The following is an 18,631-nucleotide window of genomic DNA, read 5'->3' on the forward strand; positions in this document are numbered from 1 at the left end:
GGCACCCGTGTCCGAAACACAGGTGAAGCCCGCCACCCGACGGGACCGCACCCACTATCTCTACATCGCGGTGATCATCGCGGTGGCGCTCGGCATCGCCGTGGGCCTGATCGCGCCCGACTTCGCGGTCGAGTTGAAGCCGATCGGCACCGGCTTCGTGAATCTGATCAAGATGATGATCTCGCCGATCATCTTCTGCACGATCGTGCTGGGCATCGGCTCGGTGCGGAAGGCCGCCAAGGTCGGCAAGGTCGGCGGTTTCGCGCTCGGCTACTTCCTGGTCATGTCGCTGGTCGCCCTCGCCATCGGCCTGGTCGTCGGCAACATCCTGGACCCCGGTACGGGCCTGGCGGTGACCGACGCGGTCAAGGAGGCCGGGAAGGAGCAGGTGTCCGCCGAGGCCCTGCCGCCGGTCGAGTTCGTGCTCTCGATCATCCCGACCACGATGGTCTCCGCGTTCACCGAGGGCCAGGTCCTGCAGACCCTCCTCGTCGCCCTGCTCGCCGGCTTCGCGCTGCAGGCGATGGGCTCTGTCGGCGAGCCGATCCTGCGCGGTGTCGAGCACATCCAGCGGCTCGTCTTCCGCATCCTCGCCATGGTGATGTGGGCCGCGCCCATCGGCGCCTTCGGCGCGATCGCCGCCGTCACGGGTTCGGCCGGACTGGACGCGCTCAAGAGCCTCGCCGTGCTGATGCTGGGCTTCTACGCCACCTGCTTCCTCTTCGTCTTCATCGTGCTCGCCGCGCTGCTGCGCGCCGTTGCGGGCCTCAACATCCTCACGTTCTTCAAGTACCTGGGCCGTGAGTTCCTGCTGATCCTGTCCACCTCGTCCTCCGAGTCCGCTCTCCCACGGCTCATCGCGAAGATGGAGCACATGGGCGTCAGCAAGCCGGTGGTCGGTATCACCGTCCCGACCGGCTACTCCTTCAACCTCGACGGCACCATGATCTACATGACCATGGCCTCGCTCTACATCGCCGACGCCCTGGGCACCCCGATGTCGATCGGCGAGCAGATCCCGCTCCTGCTCTTCCTCCTCGTCGCGTCGAAGGGCGCGGCAGGTGTCAGCGGGGCCGGGCTTGCCACGCTGGCCGGTGGTCTGCAGTCGCACAAGCCCGCGCTGGTGGACGGCGTCGGCCTGATCGTCGGCATCGACCGCTTCATGAGCGAGGCGCGCGCCCTGACGAACTTCGCGGGCAACGCGGTCGCCACGGTGCTGATCGGCACCTGGACCAAGGAGATCGACAAGGAGCGGGTCGGTCAGGTGCTGGCAGGGAAGCTGCCGTTCGACGAGCGGACGCTGCTGGACGAGTCGGCTGCCGACGCGTCCGGCGACGCGGTGCCCTCGCCGCGGAACGAGGCGGCGCAGGAGCCGGTCAAGGCGTAGCTCCGCCTCGGAACCCGCTGGGGGCTTTGAACGGTCGCCGGACGGGCTGAGTACGCGCCGGGCGGGCTGGAATCTCCAGCCCGCCCGGCGCTTTCCTGTCTCGCGACCCCGTCCGGGAAGGCTCTCGCGACCCCGTCCGGGAAGGCGCCGCCCATCGCGAGGTTGAGCATGGCGGCTGTTGCCTTGACGTCGGCGTCAAGGATTACGGTCGCGGCATGCGAATCGGCGAACTGGCAGCCCGGGCCGGGACGACCACGCGGGCGCTGCGCTACTACGAGTCGCGAGGGCTGCTGCCCGCGCGGCGAGGCGGCAACGGGTACCGCACGTACGACGAGCGGGATCTGCGGCTGCTCCAGCAGATCAAGACCCTGCAGGACTTCGGGTTCGACCTGGAGGAGACCAGGCCCTTCGTGGAGTGTCTGCGGGCCGGCCATCCGGCCGGCGACTCCTGCCCGGCGTCGCTCGTCGTCTACCGCCGCAAGCTTGCCGAGCTGGACACGTTGATCGGCGAACTGGCGGCCGTACGGGATGGGGTCCGCGTGCAACTCGAGCGGGCCGAGAGGGCGCGCGACGAGCTGGCGGCCGAGGCGGGGGCTCCGGGCGGTCCGGAGCCGCACTGCGAGCTGGGAGGGTGACGGAATGATCAAAGCGACAGGCGTGACCGAGGTGACGGACGCGGACTTCGAGTCGGAGGTGGTCGGTGCCGGCGTACCGGTCCTGGTCAAGTTCACGGCGGACTGGTGCGGACCGTGCCGGCAACTCGCGCCGGTGCTGAGCGACATCGCCCGGGAGGAGAGCGACCGGCTGAAGGTCGTGCAGCTGGACGTGGACGCGAACCCTCAGACGACGATCGCGTACGGCGTGCTGTCGACGCCGACTCTCATGCTGTTCCGAGACGGGGAGCCCATGAAGTCGATGGTGGGCGCGCGCCCGAAGAGGCGGCTGCTGGAGGAGCTGGCCGACGTCCTCTGAGCCCGGACGGCCCATGGCCGAACGACAGAAATGCCCCGGCGCAATTGCGTCGGGGCATTTCTTTACGTATATTCAATCCTTCGTGACTTTACGGAAGTTGAGTCACGGAGAAGTTCACTGAGGGCAGTATATCCGGGCGGGAGTGGAATTGTCAAACGCGCGATTTACAGACGAGGAATTGCAGCGCGAGCAGGAATTCATCGACGGCCTCTATGCGCGCGTGGACGCGCTGCGCGGCGGCACCGAGGCCGAACTGGCGGGCGCTCTTGCCCCGGTCGGCAACGGCCTGCAGGCGCGGCTCGAACGGGATGTGCTGGTCGCCGAACGCTCCGGTCTGCTCGCCGCGCTCAACGCGGTGGATGGTTCGCTCTGTTTCGGCCGCATCGATCTCACCGAGGGAACGAGCCACCACATCGGACGTGTCGGAATCCGCGAGGACAATGCCGAGCGCACACCGGTTCTGATTGACTGGCGCGCCCCGGTCGCCCGGCCCTTTTATCTCGCCACCGGCCATACGCCGATGGGCCTGCGCCGCCGCCGGCACATCACCACGAAGGGCCGGACGGTCACCGAACTGCACGACGAGATCCTCGACCTCGACGACCAGGAGCGCACCGGCCACGAGGACCCGACCGGTGACGCGGTGCTCCTCGCCGCCCTGAACTCGGCGCGCACCGGCCGTATGGGCGACATCGTGCAGACCATCCAGGCCGAACAGGACCGCATCATCCGCGCCCCGCACCGCGGCGTCCTCGTCGTCGAGGGCGGTCCCGGCACCGGGAAGACGGCGGTGGCGCTGCACAGGGCCGCGTATCTCCTCTACGAGCACCGCGAACTGCTCGCCAAGCGCGCCGTGCTGATCGTGGGCCCCAACCCGGCGTTCCTCGGCTACATCGGCGAGGTCCTGCCGTCGCTCGGCGAGACGGGCGTGCTGCTCGCGACGATGGGCGAGCTGTATCCCGGCGTACGGGCCACCGGCACCGACACCCCGAAGGCGGCCGCGGTCAAGGGCCGCGCGGAGATGGCGGACGTCCTCGCCGCCGTCGTACGCGACCGGCAGGCGCTGCCCGACCCCGTGCGCGCCATCGAGCACGACCGTGACGTCCTGCTGCTCGACGACGATCTGGTAAGGGTGGCCCGCGACCGCACCCGCGAGACCGGTCTGCCGCACAACGTGGCCCGCGAGCACTTCGAGGGCCACATCCTCAACACGCTCACCGACATGGTCGCCGAGCGCATCGGCACCGACCCGTACGACGGCTCGAACCTGCTCGACGCGAGCGACATCACCCAGATCCGCGACGAGCTCGCCGAGAACCCGGAGGTGTGGTCGGCCATCGACGAGCTGTGGCCGCGGCTGACCCCGCAGCAGCTCGTCGCCGACTTCCTGGCCGACCCCACGCACCTGTCGGACGAGGACGCGGCGGTGATCCGGCGGCGCTCCACGCGCGCGTGGACCCCCGCAGACGTGCCCCTCCTCGACGAGGCCGCCGAACTCCTCGGCGAGGACGACCGGGTGGCGAAGGCCGCGGCGGATCGGGAGCGGCGCGAGCAGATCGCCTTCGCGCAGGGCGTGCTGGACGTCTCGTACGCCTCGCGGACGTACGAGTTCGAGGACAAGGAGGACAGTGACCCCGACGCCTCGGAGGTCCTGTCCGCGCACGACATCATCGACGCCGAGCGGATGGCCGAGCGGCACGAGGAGGCCGACCACCGCAGCGCCGCCGAGCGGGCCGCCGCCGACCGCACCTGGGCGTTCGGCCATGTCATCGTGGACGAGGCGCAGGAGCTGTCGCCCATGGCGTGGCGGCTGCTGATGCGCCGCTGCCCGACGCGCTCGATGACGCTGGTCGGCGACCCGGCCCAGACGGCGGAGGAGGCCGGCGTCGGCTCGTGGGAGAAGATCCTCGAGCCGTACGTCGAGGACCGCTGGGAGCACAACCGGCTCGGCGTGAACTACCGCACGCCTTCGGAGATCATGGACGTGGCCGCCGCCGTGCTCCGTGCTGAGCACCCCGGCTTCGAACCGCCGAGCTCGGTGCGGTCGACGGGCAACCGCCCCTGGGCGCGCGCCGCCACGCGAGCCGATCTGGCAGGCACGGTCGCGAAGGCCGTCGCCGAGTCGACCCCGGTGGAGGGCCGCCTCGCGGTCATCGCCCCGCGCGACCTGCACCGCGAACTCGCCGCACACCTGCCCGGCATCACGGCCGGAGCCGAACCGGACCTCACCCGGTCGGTGGTGCTGCTCGACCCGCGCCAGTCGAAGGGCCTGGAGTTCGACACGGTCCTGGTCGTCGAGCCGTCGCGCTATGGCACGAGTGACCTGTACGTGGCTTTGACGAGGGCGACTCAGGCCTTGGGGGTTATTCACAGCACCCCGCTGCCAGAGGGGCTTGAAATCAGCCCGTCCGGCGATTGAGGACGAGGCCGTCAAGGCCGATAAGGGGGCCCGGGGGGCGAAGCCCCCCGGGGACGGGACGGGTAGGGGCGGAGGGGGCGAACTCAGGCCGGCCGCAGCCACACCGTGGCAAGCGGCGGCAGAGCCAGCCGGATGCTCGCAGGGCGCCCATGGGCCCCCTGCGGCTCCGGCTTGACCGGATCCGGATTCCGCACATCACTGCCCCCGTACCGCGCGGCATCCGTGTTGAGAACCTCGTGCCACGCGGGAACGTCGTCGGGAACACCCACCCGGTACTCATGGCGCACCACGGGCGAGAAGTTGGAGACGACAAGAAGCGGGGAGCCCTCCGCGTCATGGCGCAGGAACGCGAACACGTTGTCCTCCGCCGCGTTGCCCTCGATCCAGGCGAACCCGGCCGGGTCGGTGTCCCGCTCCCACAGGGCGGGCTCGCGCACGTACACGGTGTTGAGATCGCGCACCAGGTCCCGTACGCCGCGGTGGTCGGGCTCCGCCGCATAGGCCGGGTCGAGCAGCCACCAGTCCGGTCCGCGGCTCTCCGACCACTCGGCGCCCTGCGCGAACTCCTGCCCCATGAAGAGGAGTTGCTTGCCGGGGTGGGCCCACATGAAGCCCAGATACGCGCGGTGGTTGGCGCGCTGCTGCCACCAGTCGCCCGGCATCTTCGACACCAGCGAGCCCTTGCCGTGGACCACCTCGTCGTGCGAGATCGGCAGCACGTAGTTCTCGCTGTAGGCGTACACCATCGAGAACGTCATCTCGTTGTGGTGGTACTTGCGGTGCACGGGCTCATGGGACACGTAACCCAGCGAGTCGTGCATCCAGCCCATGTTCCACTTCAGGCCGAAGCCGAGACCGCCGAAGCCGCCGGGGCCGATGTGGTGCGTGGCGCGGGTGACGCCGTCCCAGGCCGTGGACTCCTCGGCGATGGTGACGACTCCCGGCACCCGCCGGTACACCGTCGCGTTCATCTCCTGCAGGAACGCCACCGCGTCCAGGTTCTCCCGGCCGCCGTACTCGTTCGGGGTCCACTGGCCGTACTCGCGCGAGTAGTCGAGGTAGAGCATCGAGGCGACGGCGTCGACCCGCAGCCCGTCGATGTGGAACTCCTCGCACCAGTACACCGCGTTGGCCACCAGGAAGTTGCGGACCTCGTTGCGGCCGTAGTCGAACTCCAGCGTGCCCCAGTCCGGGTGCGCGGCCCGCAGCGGGTCCTGGTGCTCGTACAGCGGCCGTCCGTCGAACTCGGCCAGCGCCCAGTCGTCGCGCGGGAAGTGCGCAGGCACCCAGTCCATGAGGACCCCGATGCCCGCCCGGTGCAGAGCGTCGACCAGGTACTTGAAGTCGTCGGGGGTGCCCATCCGGGCCGTCGGGGCGTAGAACCCGGTGACCTGGTAGCCCCAGGAGCCGCCGAAGGGGTGTTCGGCGACGGGCATCAGCTCGACGTGCGTGAAGCCCAGTTCGTTGACGTACGCCGGGAGTTGCTCGGCCAGCTGGCGGTAGGTGAGCCCCGGCCGCCAGGACGGCAGATGCACCTCGTACACGGAGAACGGCGACTCGTGCACCGGCCGGGCGCCGCGCCCCGCCATCCACTCGTCGTCCCGCCAGATGTGGTGCGACTCGTCGATCACCGAGGCGTTGGCGGGCGGCACCTCGGTGCGGCGGGCCACCGGGTCCGCGCGCATCGTCTTCGACCCGTCGGGCCGGGTGATCTCGTACTTGTACAGCTCGCCCTCGCCGAGCGACGGCACGAACAGCTCCCATACGCCGGACGAGCCCAGCGAGCGCATCGGGAAACCGGTGCCGTCCCAGTAGTTGAAGTTTCCGACCACCCGCACACCGCGCGCGTTCGGCGCCCACACCGTGAAGCGGGTGCCGGTCACGCCCTGGTGCACCATGGGCTGCGCACCCAGCGCGTTCCACAGCTGCTCGTGCCGGCCCTCACCGATCAGATGCAGATCGAGCTCGCCGAGCGCGGGCAGGAAGCGGTACGGATCCTGAGTCTCGACCTCTGTGCCTGCGTACGCCACGAGCAGCCGGTAGTCGGGAACGTCCCGCAGCGGCAGAACACCGGAGAAGAAGCCGTCCCCATCGTCGTGCAGCTCCGCCCGCAGCCCCTTGGCGACGACGGAGACCGACTGCGCGTACGGCCGCAGCGCACGGAACACGATGCCGGCGCGCACGGGGTGGGCGCCGAGCACCGAGTGGGGGGCGTGGTGCGTGCCGTTCAGCAGCCGCTCCCGGTCGTCGGCCGGCACGGGATCGGCAGGCCGCACGCCGGGGCGGCCCGGAGGCGAGTTCCTGTTCCCGGAACCGGACCCCTTGCCGGACGCGCCGTTCTGGGCAGAGGTCCTGCCGGATTCGGCGTTTTCCCGGGCCGGGTCGTCCGGGGCGGCGTTGCCTTGTGCCGGGTTGCCGGAGGCGGGTGTCCCGGGGTTCGCCCTGCCCGATACGGCCTTCTCCTCGGCTGAGTTGCCCGAGGGGGGTGTCGCCCCGGCCGCCGCGCTGGACGCGCCGGTCGCCCGTCCTGCCTGGCCGGAGGAGCTGGCCCCTGAAGCCGCTTCGCGAGAAGCGGAAGCGGCAACTCCGCGGGCAGCCTCGCCGGATGCGGAGTTCCGGTGGGCCGCCATCCCGGTGGCGGTCTCCGGGGCCGGTGTGCCCGAGGCGGGTGTCGTGTGGGCTGCCCTGCTGGAGTGGGCCGTTGCCCGGGCGGCTGCGTTGGCGGCTGTCTCCTGGGCTGCTGCCCCGCCGGATGTGGGGTTCCCTGGGGCTGCCTTGCCCGAGGTGGGTGTCGTGCGGGCTGCGCCGCTGGAGGCGGCCGTGGCCCGGCCCGCCGCACCAGGAACTGCTGTTTCCCGGGGCGCTTCGCCGGATGAGGGGTTCCCGGGGCCGGCCGCGCCTGTGGGCGTCTTCCCGTAGGCCGCCTTGCGCGAGGCGGACGTTGCCCGAATCGCCCCGGCGGAGGCGGTTGTCCCGCGGCCCGCTTCGCCCGAGGCGGCCGTCCCTGGGGCCACTGCCCCGGAGGCGGCCGTCCCCAGGGCCGCTGCATCGGAAGCGGCCGCGGCGGGGGCTGTCGCCCCGGATGCGGCTGTCGCCCGGGCCGCCGCACCAGTGGCGGCTGACTCCCGGGCCGCTTCGCTGAGAGCGGTCTCGGGACGTTGCTGTTCCTTGAGTTCCTTGCCTGACGCGGCCTTCCCAGTCACTGTCTTCTCCGAAGCCGCCTTGCCCGTAACAGCCTTGCTCGTCACTGCCTTGCCTGTCACTGCCTTGCCCGTTGCCGTCTCGCTCTTACCGGCCTTCTTCGTTGCCGCCTCGCCCGGCACCGCCCTCTCCGAGGCCCCCTCGCCCGGACCCGTCTTCCCCCGGCTTGCCTCTTCCGGCTCTGCTTGACGCGGCTGCGCCTTGGTCTCCCTCGCCGAAGAGCTCTTGCCTGACGTGCTCTTCCGCGACGTGCTCTTCTGCGACGTGCTCTTCGAGGAGCCGCCGGCCGGCTTCGCCGAAGTCTTCTTCGCCTCCTTCGCGGCGGTACCGGAACCGGCGCCCGCGGCCTCGGAGATCGGTTCCGCTGAGCGCGGCGCGGGCGGCATGGGCGGCACGGGCGGCGCGTCGGACTCGTCGGATGGCTTGCGGGACGGTGGGCGGGTCACGGGGGAGGCCTCCTCGGAGGGCATCGGGTCGGTCGTGGGCGATCGTGGGCGATCGGGGGCGTCGGTGAGTGCGGGGTCAGCGGCCGGAGCCGGGGTCATGGGCTGGGTCGGGGGCGGCGAGCCGGCGGACCGCGGCCAGCGGAACCGGCAGCCAGTCGGGGCGGTGCCGCGCCTCGTAGAGGACCTCGTACACCGCCTTGTCGGTCTCGTAGGCGCGCAGTATCACGGGCTCGGTACGCGGGTCGCTGCCCGACGCCTCCGCGTACCCCCTGCAGTACGCGGCCCGGCAGGTGTCGGCCCACTCGGGCGCCCACGGCTGGTGGGAACGGGCGGCGTAGTCGAAGGAGCGGAGCATGCCGGCGACGTCCCGCACCGTCGGCTGCGGCATCCGCCGCTCGCCGAGCGGACGTGCCGGCTCGCCCTCGAAGTCGATGATCGACCAGTCTCCCCCACTGCTCAACGCGTGGGAGGTGCCCGCAGAGGGGGCGCGCAGACACTGCCCCAGGTGCAGATCGCCGTGGACGCGCTGGGCGGTCCAGGTGCGGCCCTCGGCGCCCAGCTGCGCCAGCGCGTCGAAGGCGGAGCGCAGCCCGGGAGCGTACGGGCGCAGGGCGGGCACCGCCTGAGCGGTCGCTTCGAGGCGCTCGGTCATCCCCTTGGCGATCTGTTCCACCTGGGTGTGGCCGAGCGTCGCGGTGGGCAGCGCGCGGCTGAGCGCGAGGTGCACCTCGGCGGTCGCACGGCCGAGGGCCCGCGCTTCGCCGCTGAAGTCCTCGCCCTTGGCGAGCATGCGCAGAGCCAGCTCCCAGCCGTCCGTGGACCCCTTGAGGTAGGGCTGCAGTACGCCGAGTACGAGTGGTTCGGCCGCCGGGCCTGGCTGGTGCGACTCGAACCAGGCGACCGGCGCGGGTACCCGCCCGCAGCCCTGCCGGGCCAGGGCCCGCGGCAGTTCCAGGTCCGGGTTCACCCCCGGCACCACGCGACGGAAAAGTTTCAGGATGAACGTATCTCCGTATACGAGCGAGGTGTTGGACTGCTCCGCGCCCAGCGCACGCGGTACCAGGCCGAACGGGATGTCCACGCGTGTGTCGCGCCCGAACCGCAGCTCCCCGAGCCGCCCCGGCAGCCGCAGCCGCTCGAGCAGCAGCTCGGCGATGTGCGGATCGTGCAGGCCCTCGTACACGGTCTGCCCGGCCAGCGGACCGTGCGTCACGTGCCCGATCAGCGCGGGTGCGAGATGCGGCGGCAGCGCCTTCCGGACGCCGATCAGCAGCTGGTAGCAGTCGTCGGCGTGCGGCGCGCTGCTGTGTCCCGGTGTGCCGGCGACGTGTATGGGCTGATGGTGCTGCTCCGCCTGGACGAGGAGGTGGATGACACCGGGGGATGCCAGTGGCGGCTCCAGCAGCTCGGTCGCGGAGATCAGGGCGAAGCCGGTGACGGGCCTCCCTTTGCCGGCGAACCAGCGCTGCCGCGGCAGCCACTCCCGCAACAGGGGATCGAGGGACGCGAGCAGGTCGGGAGGCGCGATGGAGGTCGTACCCCTGCGGGTGGCGGCTTCCGACATGGCGTCGCGTCCTTTCCCCGGGCACCCACAGAAATGCGCGTCAAGTGTCCCGGAATGCGTCACATGCTGTGCGGCTGTACGGGACGTGTCGGGTGAGGATGGTCCGTACGGACTCGACCGGAGCAACGGACCAGACCGGTGCGACACCGTACGGATTCGGTGATGGTCACAGTTCCCAGGGCGGGACGGTGGAAACCGCCCCGCCGCCCGGAACTACGCAGAGCCGTCCTTTCGCAGGCGGAACCAGTAAAAACCGTGACCGGCGAGCGTCAGCAGATAGGGCAGCTCACCGATGGCCGGGAACCGCACCCCGCCGATCAGCTCCACCGGATGCCGTCCGTCGAACGCCTGCAGATCGAGCTCCGTCGGCTGCGCGAAGCGCGAGAAGTTGTTCACGCAGAGGACGAGGTCGTCCTTGTACTCGCGCAGGAAGGCCAGCACGGCGGGGTTCGACGAGGGCAGCTCGGTGAACGAGCCGAGCCCGAACGCCATGTTCTGCTTGCGGATCTCGATCATCCGGCGCGTCCAGTGCAGCAGCGAGGACGGGGACGACATCGATGCCTCGACGTTGGTGACCTGGTAGCCGTAGACGGGGTCCATGATCGTCGGCAGGAACAGCCGGCCGGGGTCGCAGGACGAGAAGCCCGCGTTGCGGTCGGGCGTCCACTGCATCGGTGTGCGCACCGCGTCCCGGTCGCCGAGCCAGATGTTGTCGCCCATGCCGATCTCGTCGCCGTAGTAGAGGATCGGCGAGCCGGGCAGCGACAGCAGCAGGGCCGTGAACAGCTCGATCTGGTTGCGGTCGTTGTCGAGCAGGGGCGCGAGGCGCCGGCGGATGCCGATGTTGGCGCGCATCCGCGGGTCCTTGGCGTACTCCGCGTACATGTAGTCGCGCTCTTCGTCCGTGACCATCTCGAGCGTGAGCTCGTCGTGGTTGCGCAGGAAGATGCCCCACTGGCACTTCGTGGGGATCGCCGGCGTCTTGGCGAGGATCTCCGATACGGGGTAGCGCGACTCTCTGCGGACCGCCATGAAGATGCGCGGCATCACCGGGAAGTGGAACGCCATGTGGCACTCGTCGCCGCCGGTCGCGTAGTCGCCGAAGTAGTCGACGACGTCCTCGGGCCACTGGTTGGCCTCGGCCAGCAGGACCGTGTCCGGGTAGTGGGCGTCGATCTCCTTGCGGACCCGCTTGAGGAACTCGTGCGTCGCCGGCAGGTTCTCGCAGTTGGTGCCCTCCTCCGCGTACAGATACGGCACCGCGTCGAGCCGGAAGCCGTCGATGCCCAGGTCGAGCCAGAAACGCAGCGCGGCGAGGATCTCCTCCTGGACGGCCGGGTTCTCGTAGTTCAGGTCCGGCTGGTGGGCGAAGAAGCGGTGGAAGAAGTACTGCTTGCGGACCGGGTCGAAGGTCCAGTTGGACACCTCGGTGTCGACGAAGATGATCCGCGCGTCCTGGTACTGCTTGTCGTCGTCGGCCCAGACGTAGTAGTCGCCGTAGGGGCCGTCGGGGTGGGCGCGGGACTCCTGGAACCACGGGTGCTGGTCGCTGGTGTGGTTCATGACGAAGTCGATGATCACCCGCATGCCGCGCTGGTGTGCGGCGTCCACGAACTCCACGAAGTCGGCGAGGTCGCCGAACTCGGGAAGGACGGCGGTGTAGTCGGAGACGTCGTAGCCGCCGTCACGCAGCGGCGACTTGAAGAAGGGCGGCAGCCACAGGCAGTCCACGCCGAGCCACTGCAGATAGTCGAGCTTGGCGGTGATGCCCTTCAGATCTCCGACGCCGTCGCCGTTGCTGTCCTGAAACGAGCGGACCAGCACCTCGTAGAAGACGGCTCGCTTGAACCAATCCGGGTCCCGCTCCTGGGCGGGTGTGTCCTCGAAGGTGTCCGCGACGGGTTCGTTGACGATCATGTTGTGGGTGACCCTCCGATCGGTGAGGACGGTCGCAGGACGGTGAAGACGTGCGCGGGCGCTCGACCCGGCTCCAGGCGCACGTAGTTCGCCCTGCCCCAGTGGTAGGTCGTTCCGGTGAGCTCGTCGCGTACCGGAACGGTGTCGTGCCAGTCCAGCCCTAGGAGCGGCATGTCCAACGAGACCGTGGCCTCCTGGGTGTGGTGCGGGTCCAGGTTGGCGACCACCAGAATCGTGTTCGAACCACTGCGCTTTGAGTACGCGATGACCGCGTCCTGGTCCGCTTGGTGAAAGTGCAGGTCACGCAGCTGCTGGAGCGCCGGATTGAGGCGCCGGATCCGGTTGAGCGTGGTGATCAGGGGCGCGATGCTGTTCCCCGTGCGCTCCGCGGTCTTCCAGGCGCGCGGGCGAAGCTCGTACTTCTCGGAGTTCAGGTACTCCTCGCTGCCCTCGCGCACCGGGATGTTCTCGCACAGCTCGTAGCCGCTGTAGACGCCCCAGGTCGGCGAGAGCGTCGCGGCCAGCACGGCTCGCACCTCGAAGGCGGGCCGGCCGCCCTTCTGTAGGTACGCGTGCAGGATGTCGGGTGTGTTCGCGAAGAAGTTGGGCCGCATATAGGAGGCGGCGTCCCCGGACAGCTCGGTGAGGTAGTCGGTGAGCTCCTCCTTGTTGTTGCGCCACGTGAAGTACGTGTACGACTGCTGGAAGCCGATCGCCGCGAGTGTGTGCATCATGGCGGGCCGGGTGAACGCCTCGGCCAGGAAGATGACGTCCGGGTCGGTGCGGTTGATCTCCGCGATGACCTTCTCCCAGAACACCACCGGCTTGGTGTGCGGATTGTCCACGCGGAAGATCCGCACCCCGTGGTCCATCCAGTGCCGCAGCACCCGCAGGGTCTCCGCGATCAGCCCCTTCATGTCCCGGTCGAAGGCGATCGGGTAGATGTCCTGGTACTTCTTCGGCGGGTTCTCGGCGTACGCGATGGTGCCGTCTGGACGGTGGTGGAACCACTCGGGGTGCTTCTGGACCCACGGGTGGTCGGGGGAGCACTGCAGCGCGAAGTCGAGAGCGATCTCGAGCCGCAGCTCCTTGGCCGTACGCACGAAGGCGTCGAAGTCCTCGATGGTGCCGAGGTCCGGGTGGATCGCGTCGTGCCCGCCGTCGGGGGAGCCGATCGCCCACGGCACGCCGACGTCGTGCGGACCCGCCGAGAGGGTGTTGTTGGGTCCCTTGCGGAACGTTGTGCCGATCGGGTGGATGGGCGGCAGGTACACCACGTCGAAGCCCATCGCCGCGATCGCCGGCAGCCGCTCTGCGGCGGTCCTGAAGGTACCGCTGACCGGCGGCTTCCCTTCCTCGACGACCGCGCCCTCCGAGCGCGGGAAGAACTCGTACCAGGAGCCGAACAGCGCCCTCTGCCGCTCCACCTGCAGGGGTAGGGGCTCCGATGACGTCACCAGCTCGCGCAGGGGGTACTGGGCGAGCACCGCGTCCAGGTCGGGTGTCAGTGCCGCGGCCAGCCGGGATGCGGCCGGGCGTCCGGTGTCGCGCAGCGCGTCCACCGCGGCCAGCACGGCCTCACGGCCGCCGTCGGCCTTGGGCACTCCCTTGGCCGCCCGCTCGTACAGCTGGGCGCCCTCCTCGAGCACCAGCTCCGTGTCCTGGCCGGCCGGGATCTTGATCCGTGCGTGGTGGCGCCAGGTGCTGATCGGGTCGCTCCAGGCCTCGACCGCATACGTCCAGCGGCCCTCGGTGTCCGGCCTGACCGTCGCGCCCCAGCGGTCGGTGCCGGGGGCCAGCTCGCGCATCGGAGTCCACGGGCCGCTCCGGCCCTCCGGATCGCGCAGCACGACATTGGCCGCCACCGCGTCATGGCCCTCGCGGAAGACGGTCGCGGTGATCTGGAACGCCTCACCCGCCACCGCCTTCGCGGGCCTGCGACCGCAGTCGACGAGGGGGCGGACATCCAGGACGGGGATGCGGCCGATCATGGGATCACCTGGGGGGTCTGTATGGAGGGTTTTGGGCGATATGCCCTTTGCCCTTTGTATCTGTGGTGTCGACGACTGGCGCGTTGCGGGCATGGCCGCTCCTGTCCGCGTTCACTCATTCGGAGGGGCGCCGGTGGCGCTCCGACTGTTTTGGTGTCAGGAGGGGGGTGGGCCGATACGACGGTGTGAAGAGGGTCTAGCACGGGGAACGGACGGCGAGGTGTCCGAGAGGTTTCTGTGCGTACCGGATGAGCCTTCCCCTCGTCCTCGGGTGGGCAATCCGGTGGAGTGTTAACTACTCGCGCGTAGATGCGCACACAACACCGGCCCCGCCGCGGAGACGGGGCCGGTGCCATGAACACGCCTTTCTCGAGGGCTTTTCCTCCCCAGTGCCTTGACGGCCTGGGAGGCACCCCCAGCTGCTACGGGTTGTTGACCTGGAGAAGCTTGTTGGGTGAGCCGGGCAGTGCGCCGGTGACCCTGCCCGAAACGGCCCGGTCGACGAGAGCCTTGCTCACCTCGGCCGGAGATGCCCAGGCGTGGTCGGCCAGATAGAGCGCGGCAGCGCCCGCGGCATGCGGCGCCGCCATGGACGTACCGGAGAAGGTCGCCCTGCCCGTGTCGTCAGCGTACGACGCCGATGTGATGTCCACACCGGGAGCGAACAGGTCCAGCCGCGCTCCCCAGTTCGAGAAGCTCGCCCGGGCGTCCTTCTTGTCGGTCGCGCCGACCGTGATGGCCTCCTGGACCCGCGCGGGCGAGTCGAGGAACGCCGGGAGCCCTTCGTTCCCGGCGGCGACCGTGTACGTCACGCCGGACGCGATCGAGTTGCGCACCGCCGCGTCCAGCTGGGGGCTGGCGGGACCGCCCAGGCTCATGTTGGCGACCGCCGGCTTGCGGGCGTGCTTCGTCACCCAGTCGATCCCGGCGATGACCTGCGCCAACGTGCCGCCGCCCGCGTCGTCGAGCACGCGCACGGCGACGACGTTCGCCTTCTTCGCCACGCCGTACGTGGTACCCGCGACGGTGCCCGCCACATGGGTGCCGTGGCCGTTGCCGTCCTGGGCGACGGCGTCGTCCTCGACGAAGTCCCAGCCGCTGGTCGCGCGGCCGCCGAAGTCCTTGTGCGTGGTGCGGATGCCGGTGTCGATGACGTACACCGTCACCCCCTGACCCGCGGACTCCGGCCAGGTGTACGACTTGTCGAGCGGCAGGTCGTCCTGGTCGATGCGGTCGAGGCCCCAGGACGGCGGGTTCTTCTGGTTGTGGTCCACGGTCACCCTCGCGTCCTGGACGACCGCGGCGACCTTCGGGTCGCCCGCCAGGCGCCGGGCCTCCGCGGCGTCCGCCCGCACCGCGTACCCGTTCAGTGCCGTGCTGTAGGTGTGGCTGATTTTCGCCCCGTACTTCGATGGGATGGCCTTGCCGGCGCCCGACGGAGCCTTCGTTCCCCCCTTGAGTGTCACGATGTAGCTGCCGCTGACGGAACCGGGTGCCCCGGCCCCCAGAACGCGCCCCTCCGCGGGGGCGGCCTGCGCCGGCAGGGTTACGGCCGAGAGCACCGCGGCCGTGGTGACCGCGGTGAGAGCCCCTGCCCAGCGCAGACGCTGTGTACGCGTCAGTGCCATGTCGTGAGTTCCCCTCCTCAACTCGACATGCGCCGGGCAGAGTTCAGCCACTGGTGCTGATCTGTCGATCCCCCCGCCGACGCCACTTGGCAGCCTCTCGTGTGGTGTGAAGCGCTACAAGACCACCCGAGGGGGCGGAATCGGCCATATCGTCCGTGGGGGGCTCGTGAAGGGTGCGGAGGTTGCGGCGATTTCCAGACACGTGTGCGGGCCGAGGGGTGTGTGAGGGACGGCGCCGGACACACCCTGTGCACCGGCGGGCACATTGTGCGCCGTGGTTACGGAGCTGCCGCGCCGCTACTGTCGAAGTCACGTGACATCCCTTGAGGGCCCCGTACCGTAATCACTGAGGCACCCCGACGGTGATCAACCACCTCCGCAAGAGCGGCGCCCTTCCGGCGCCAAAGAGGAGCCACGTGAAGGCCATCCGTCGATTTACCGTACGTCCCGTACTCCCCGAACCCCTCCGTCCGCTGAGCGACCTCGCGCGGAATCTGCGCTGGTCGTGGCATACGGAGACCCGTGATCTTTTCGAGTCCGTCGACCCGGGGAGGTGGGCAGACTCGCAGGGCGATCCGGTGCGGCTGCTGGGCAGCGTGCCGTCCGACCGCCTGAGCGAGCTCGCCCGGGACCAGCAGTTCCTGCAGCGGCTCGGCGCCGTCGCCGCCGATCTGCAGGACTATGTGACCGGCGACCGCTGGTATCAGCAGCAGTCCGCCGAACTGCCCGCCGCCATCGCCTATTTCTCACCCGAGTTCGGCATCACCGCCGCGCTGCCGCAGTACTCGGGAGGGCTCGGCATCCTCGCGGGCGACCATCTGAAAGCGGCCAGCGACCTCGGCGTACCGCTGATCGGGGTCGGGCTCCTCTACCGGCACGGATACTTCCGGCAGACCCTGTCGCGCGACGGCTGGCAGCAGGAGCACTACCCCGTCCTCGACCCGAACGAGCTGCCGGTCAGCCTGCTGCGAGAGGAGGACGGCACACCGAGCCAGGTCGAGATCGCCCTGCCCGGTGGGAAGTCGCTGCGCGCGCACATCTGGCTGGCGCAGGTCGGCCGCGTACCGCTGCTGATGCTCGACTCCGACGTCGAGGAGAACGACCTCGGCGAGCGCGACGTCACCGACCGGCTGTACGGCGGCGGCAGCGAGCACCGGCTGCTGCAGGAGATGCTCCTCGGCATAGGAGGTGTGCGGGCCGTCCGGACGTACTGCCGGCTCACCGGGCACCCGGAGCCCGAGGTGTTCCACACCAACGAGGGGCACGCCGGATTCCTCGGTCTCGAACGCATCCACGAGCTCGCAGGCCAGGGGCTGAACGGTCCAGGGCTGGACTTCGACTCCGCCCTCGAAGCCGTGCGCGCCGGCACCGTCTTCACCACGCACACACCCGTGCCCGCGGGCATCGACCGGTTCGACCGCGAGCTCGTCGCCCGTCACTTCGGGCCCCACGCCGAGCTGCCCGGTATCGACGTCGAGCGGATCCTGCGGCTCGGCATGGAGACCTACCCCGGCGGCGAGCCGAACCTCTTCAACATGGCAGTCATGGGGCTGCGCCTCGGTCAGCGTGCGAACGGCGTGTCGCTGCTGCACGGGCGCGTCAGCCGCGAGATGTTCGCCGGACTGTGGCCGGGCTTCGACCCCGAAGAAGTCCCCATCACCTCCGTCACCAACGGCGTCCACGCCCCGACCTGGGTCGCTCCCGAGGTCTTCCGGCTCGGCGCCCGCCAGACCGGCGGCCGGCGCGCCGAGGAGGCGCTGTCGGTGGGCGGCGCGGAGCGCTGGGACACCATCGCCGACATCCCCGACCAGGACATCTGGGACCTGCGGCGCGTCCTGCGCGAACAGCTGGTCACCGAGGTGCGCAAGCGGCTGAACACCTCCTGGCGGCAGCGCGGCGCCGGTGCGGCCGAGCTGGGCTGGATCGACAGCGTCCTCGACCCCGACGTGCTGACCATCGGCTTCGCGCGCCGCGTCCCCTCGTACAAGCGCCTGACGCTCATGCTGCGCGACCGCGACCGGCTGATGGAGCTCCTGCTGCACCCGGAGCGCCCGATCCAGATCGTGATCGCGGGCAAGGCGCACCCGGCGGACGACGGCGGCAAGCGGCTCATCCAGGAGCTCGTGCGCTTCACCGACGATCCGCGCGTGCGCCATCGCATCGTGTTCCTGCCCGACTACGGCATGGCGATGGCGACGAAGCTCTATCCCGGCTGCGACGTCTGGCTCAACAACCCGCTGCGCCCGCTGGAGGCCTGCGGCACCTCCGGTATGAAATCGGCCCTGAACGGCGGTCTGAACCTGTCCGTCCTCGACGGCTGGTGGGACGAGTGGTTCAAGCCCGACTTCGGCTGGGCCATCCCCACTGCGGACGGCTCGGGGCTGGACCCCGACCGGCGCGACGACCTCGAGGCGGGCGCGCTCTACGACCTGCTGGAGCAGCGGGTCACGCCCCGGTTCTACGAGCGCGGCCCGGAGGGTCTGCCGGACCGCTGGATCGACATGGTCCGCCAGACGCTCACCCACCTCGGGCCGAAGGTCCTGGCCGGGCGCATGGTCCGGGAGTACGTGGAGCGGCTGTACGCACCGGCCGCTCGCGCCCACCGTGCGATGGACCCGGAGTCCGCACGGGAGCTCGCGGTCTGGAAGTCCCGGGTGCGCGGTGCCTGGGGGCACGTGGCCGTGGACCATGTCGAGGTCTCGGCCGCCTCCTCGACCGCGGAGCTCGGCTCGACGCTGGGCGTGCGGGTCCGGGTCCGCCTCGGCGACCTGCAGCCGGACGACGTCGAGGTGCAGGTCGTGGCCGGCCGCGTCGACTCCGAGGACCGCATCGCGGACGGATCCGTCGTTCCGCTGAAGCCGGCGGGCGGCCCGGACCTGGAGGGGCGCTGGGTGTACGAGGGCCCGCTCTCGCTGGACCGTACCGGGCCCTACGGCTACACCGTGCGGATCCTTCCCTCCCATCGCCTGCTGGGCTCGCCCGCCGAGCTCGGGCTGGTGGCGGTGCCTTCGGAGGCGACCGGGGAGGAGGCGGGGGTTCTGATGCGGTGACGGCTTCGGAGCGCCGTTGATGTGGACTGCACCGGTCGGGTGGTCGGCCCGACCGG

The 18,631-nt window shown here is 70.1% G+C and carries 10 protein-coding genes; 5 read left to right on the forward strand and 5 right to left on the reverse strand.

All coding sequences use genetic code 11. The features are described from left to right. Positions 1-7 precede the first annotated feature (7 nt). The 4 genes from ACSMXV_RS28860 to ACSMXV_RS28875 all read left to right on the forward strand — a co-directional run bounded on the left by ACSMXV_RS28860 (position 8) and on the right by ACSMXV_RS28875 (position 4,778). Complete coding sequence (locus ACSMXV_RS28860; protein ID WP_473174111.1) at positions 8-1,387, forward strand: cation:dicarboxylate symporter family transporter; 1,380 nt, start codon at positions 8-10, stop codon at positions 1,385-1,387. Between the two features lie 215 nt (positions 1,388-1,602). Continuing rightward, entirely contained in the window at positions 1,603-2,022 is a 420-nt protein-coding gene (locus tag ACSMXV_RS28865) for a MerR family transcriptional regulator (RefSeq protein ID WP_473174112.1), read from the forward strand. Between the two features lie 4 nt (positions 2,023-2,026). Then, positions 2,027-2,359 carry a thioredoxin gene (gene trxA, locus ACSMXV_RS28870; RefSeq protein WP_473174113.1) on the forward strand — a complete coding sequence of 111 codons (333 nt, stop codon included), beginning with the start codon at positions 2,027-2,029 and terminating at the stop codon, positions 2,357-2,359. A 130-nt stretch (positions 2,360-2,489) separates the two neighbouring features. Further along, entirely contained in the window at positions 2,490-4,778 is a 2,289-nt protein-coding gene (locus ACSMXV_RS28875; protein WP_473179094.1) for a HelD family protein, read from the forward strand. Positions 4,779-4,861: 83 nt separating this feature from the next. Here the strand turns inward: ACSMXV_RS28875 and glgB are convergent, their stop codons facing one another. From glgB to ACSMXV_RS28900, 5 genes are all read right to left on the reverse strand, one after another. After that, positions 4,862-7,036, reverse strand: a complete 2,175-nt coding sequence (glgB, locus tag ACSMXV_RS28880) for a 1,4-alpha-glucan branching enzyme (RefSeq protein WP_473174114.1) — start codon at positions 7,034-7,036, stop codon at positions 4,862-4,864. Between the two features lie 1,465 nt (positions 7,037-8,501). Continuing rightward, positions 8,502-9,989 (reverse strand): maltokinase N-terminal cap-like domain-containing protein, encoded by a 1,488-nt coding sequence (locus ACSMXV_RS28885; RefSeq protein ID WP_473174115.1) that lies wholly within the window; start codon positions 9,987-9,989, stop codon positions 8,502-8,504. Positions 9,990-10,202: 213 nt separating this feature from the next. Next, positions 10,203-11,906: a maltose alpha-D-glucosyltransferase gene (gene treS, locus ACSMXV_RS28890; RefSeq protein ID WP_181655575.1), complete on the reverse strand. Its 1,704-nt coding sequence runs from the start codon at positions 11,904-11,906 to the stop codon at positions 10,203-10,205. Beyond that, on the reverse strand, positions 11,903-13,897 hold the full coding sequence (locus ACSMXV_RS28895) for an alpha-1,4-glucan--maltose-1-phosphate maltosyltransferase (protein WP_473174116.1): 1,995 nt from the start codon (positions 13,895-13,897) through the stop codon (positions 11,903-11,905). Before ACSMXV_RS28895 ends, treS begins: the two co-directional genes overlap by 4 nt. Positions 13,898-14,319: 422 nt before the next feature. Continuing rightward, positions 14,320-15,525 carry a S8 family peptidase gene (locus ACSMXV_RS28900; protein WP_473174117.1) on the reverse strand — a complete coding sequence of 402 codons (1,206 nt, stop codon included), beginning with the start codon at positions 15,523-15,525 and terminating at the stop codon, positions 14,320-14,322. A 416-nt stretch (positions 15,526-15,941) separates the two neighbouring features. Here ACSMXV_RS28900 and glgP point away from each other — a divergent pair, with 416 nt between their 5' ends. Further along, entirely contained in the window at positions 15,942-18,575 is a 2,634-nt protein-coding gene (glgP, locus tag ACSMXV_RS28905) for an alpha-glucan family phosphorylase (RefSeq protein WP_473174118.1), read from the forward strand. Positions 18,576-18,631 lie beyond the last annotated feature (56 nt).

The organism is Streptomyces sp. DSM 42067 (assembly GCF_055792885.1).

What these genes read in the sequence shown, in the direction of transcription:
- treS (WP_181655575.1), bottom strand. Translation starts at nt 11,906, where the DNA reads ATGATCGTCAACGAACCCGTCGCGGACACCTTCGAGGACACACCCGCC.
- ACSMXV_RS28885 (WP_473174115.1), bottom strand. Translation starts at nt 9,989, where the DNA reads ATGTCGGAAGCCGCCACCCGCAGGGGTACGACCTCCATCGCGCCTCCC.
- trxA (WP_473174113.1), top strand. Translation starts at nt 2,027, where the DNA reads ATGATCAAAGCGACAGGCGTGACCGAGGTGACGGACGCGGACTTCGAG.
- ACSMXV_RS28900 (WP_473174117.1), bottom strand. Translation starts at nt 15,525, where the DNA reads ATGGCACTGACGCGTACACAGCGTCTGCGCTGGGCAGGGGCTCTCACC.
- ACSMXV_RS28895 (WP_473174116.1), bottom strand. Translation starts at nt 13,897, where the DNA reads ATGATCGGCCGCATCCCCGTCCTGGATGTCCGCCCCCTCGTCGACTGC.
- ACSMXV_RS28865 (WP_473174112.1), top strand. Translation starts at nt 1,603, where the DNA reads ATGCGAATCGGCGAACTGGCAGCCCGGGCCGGGACGACCACGCGGGCG.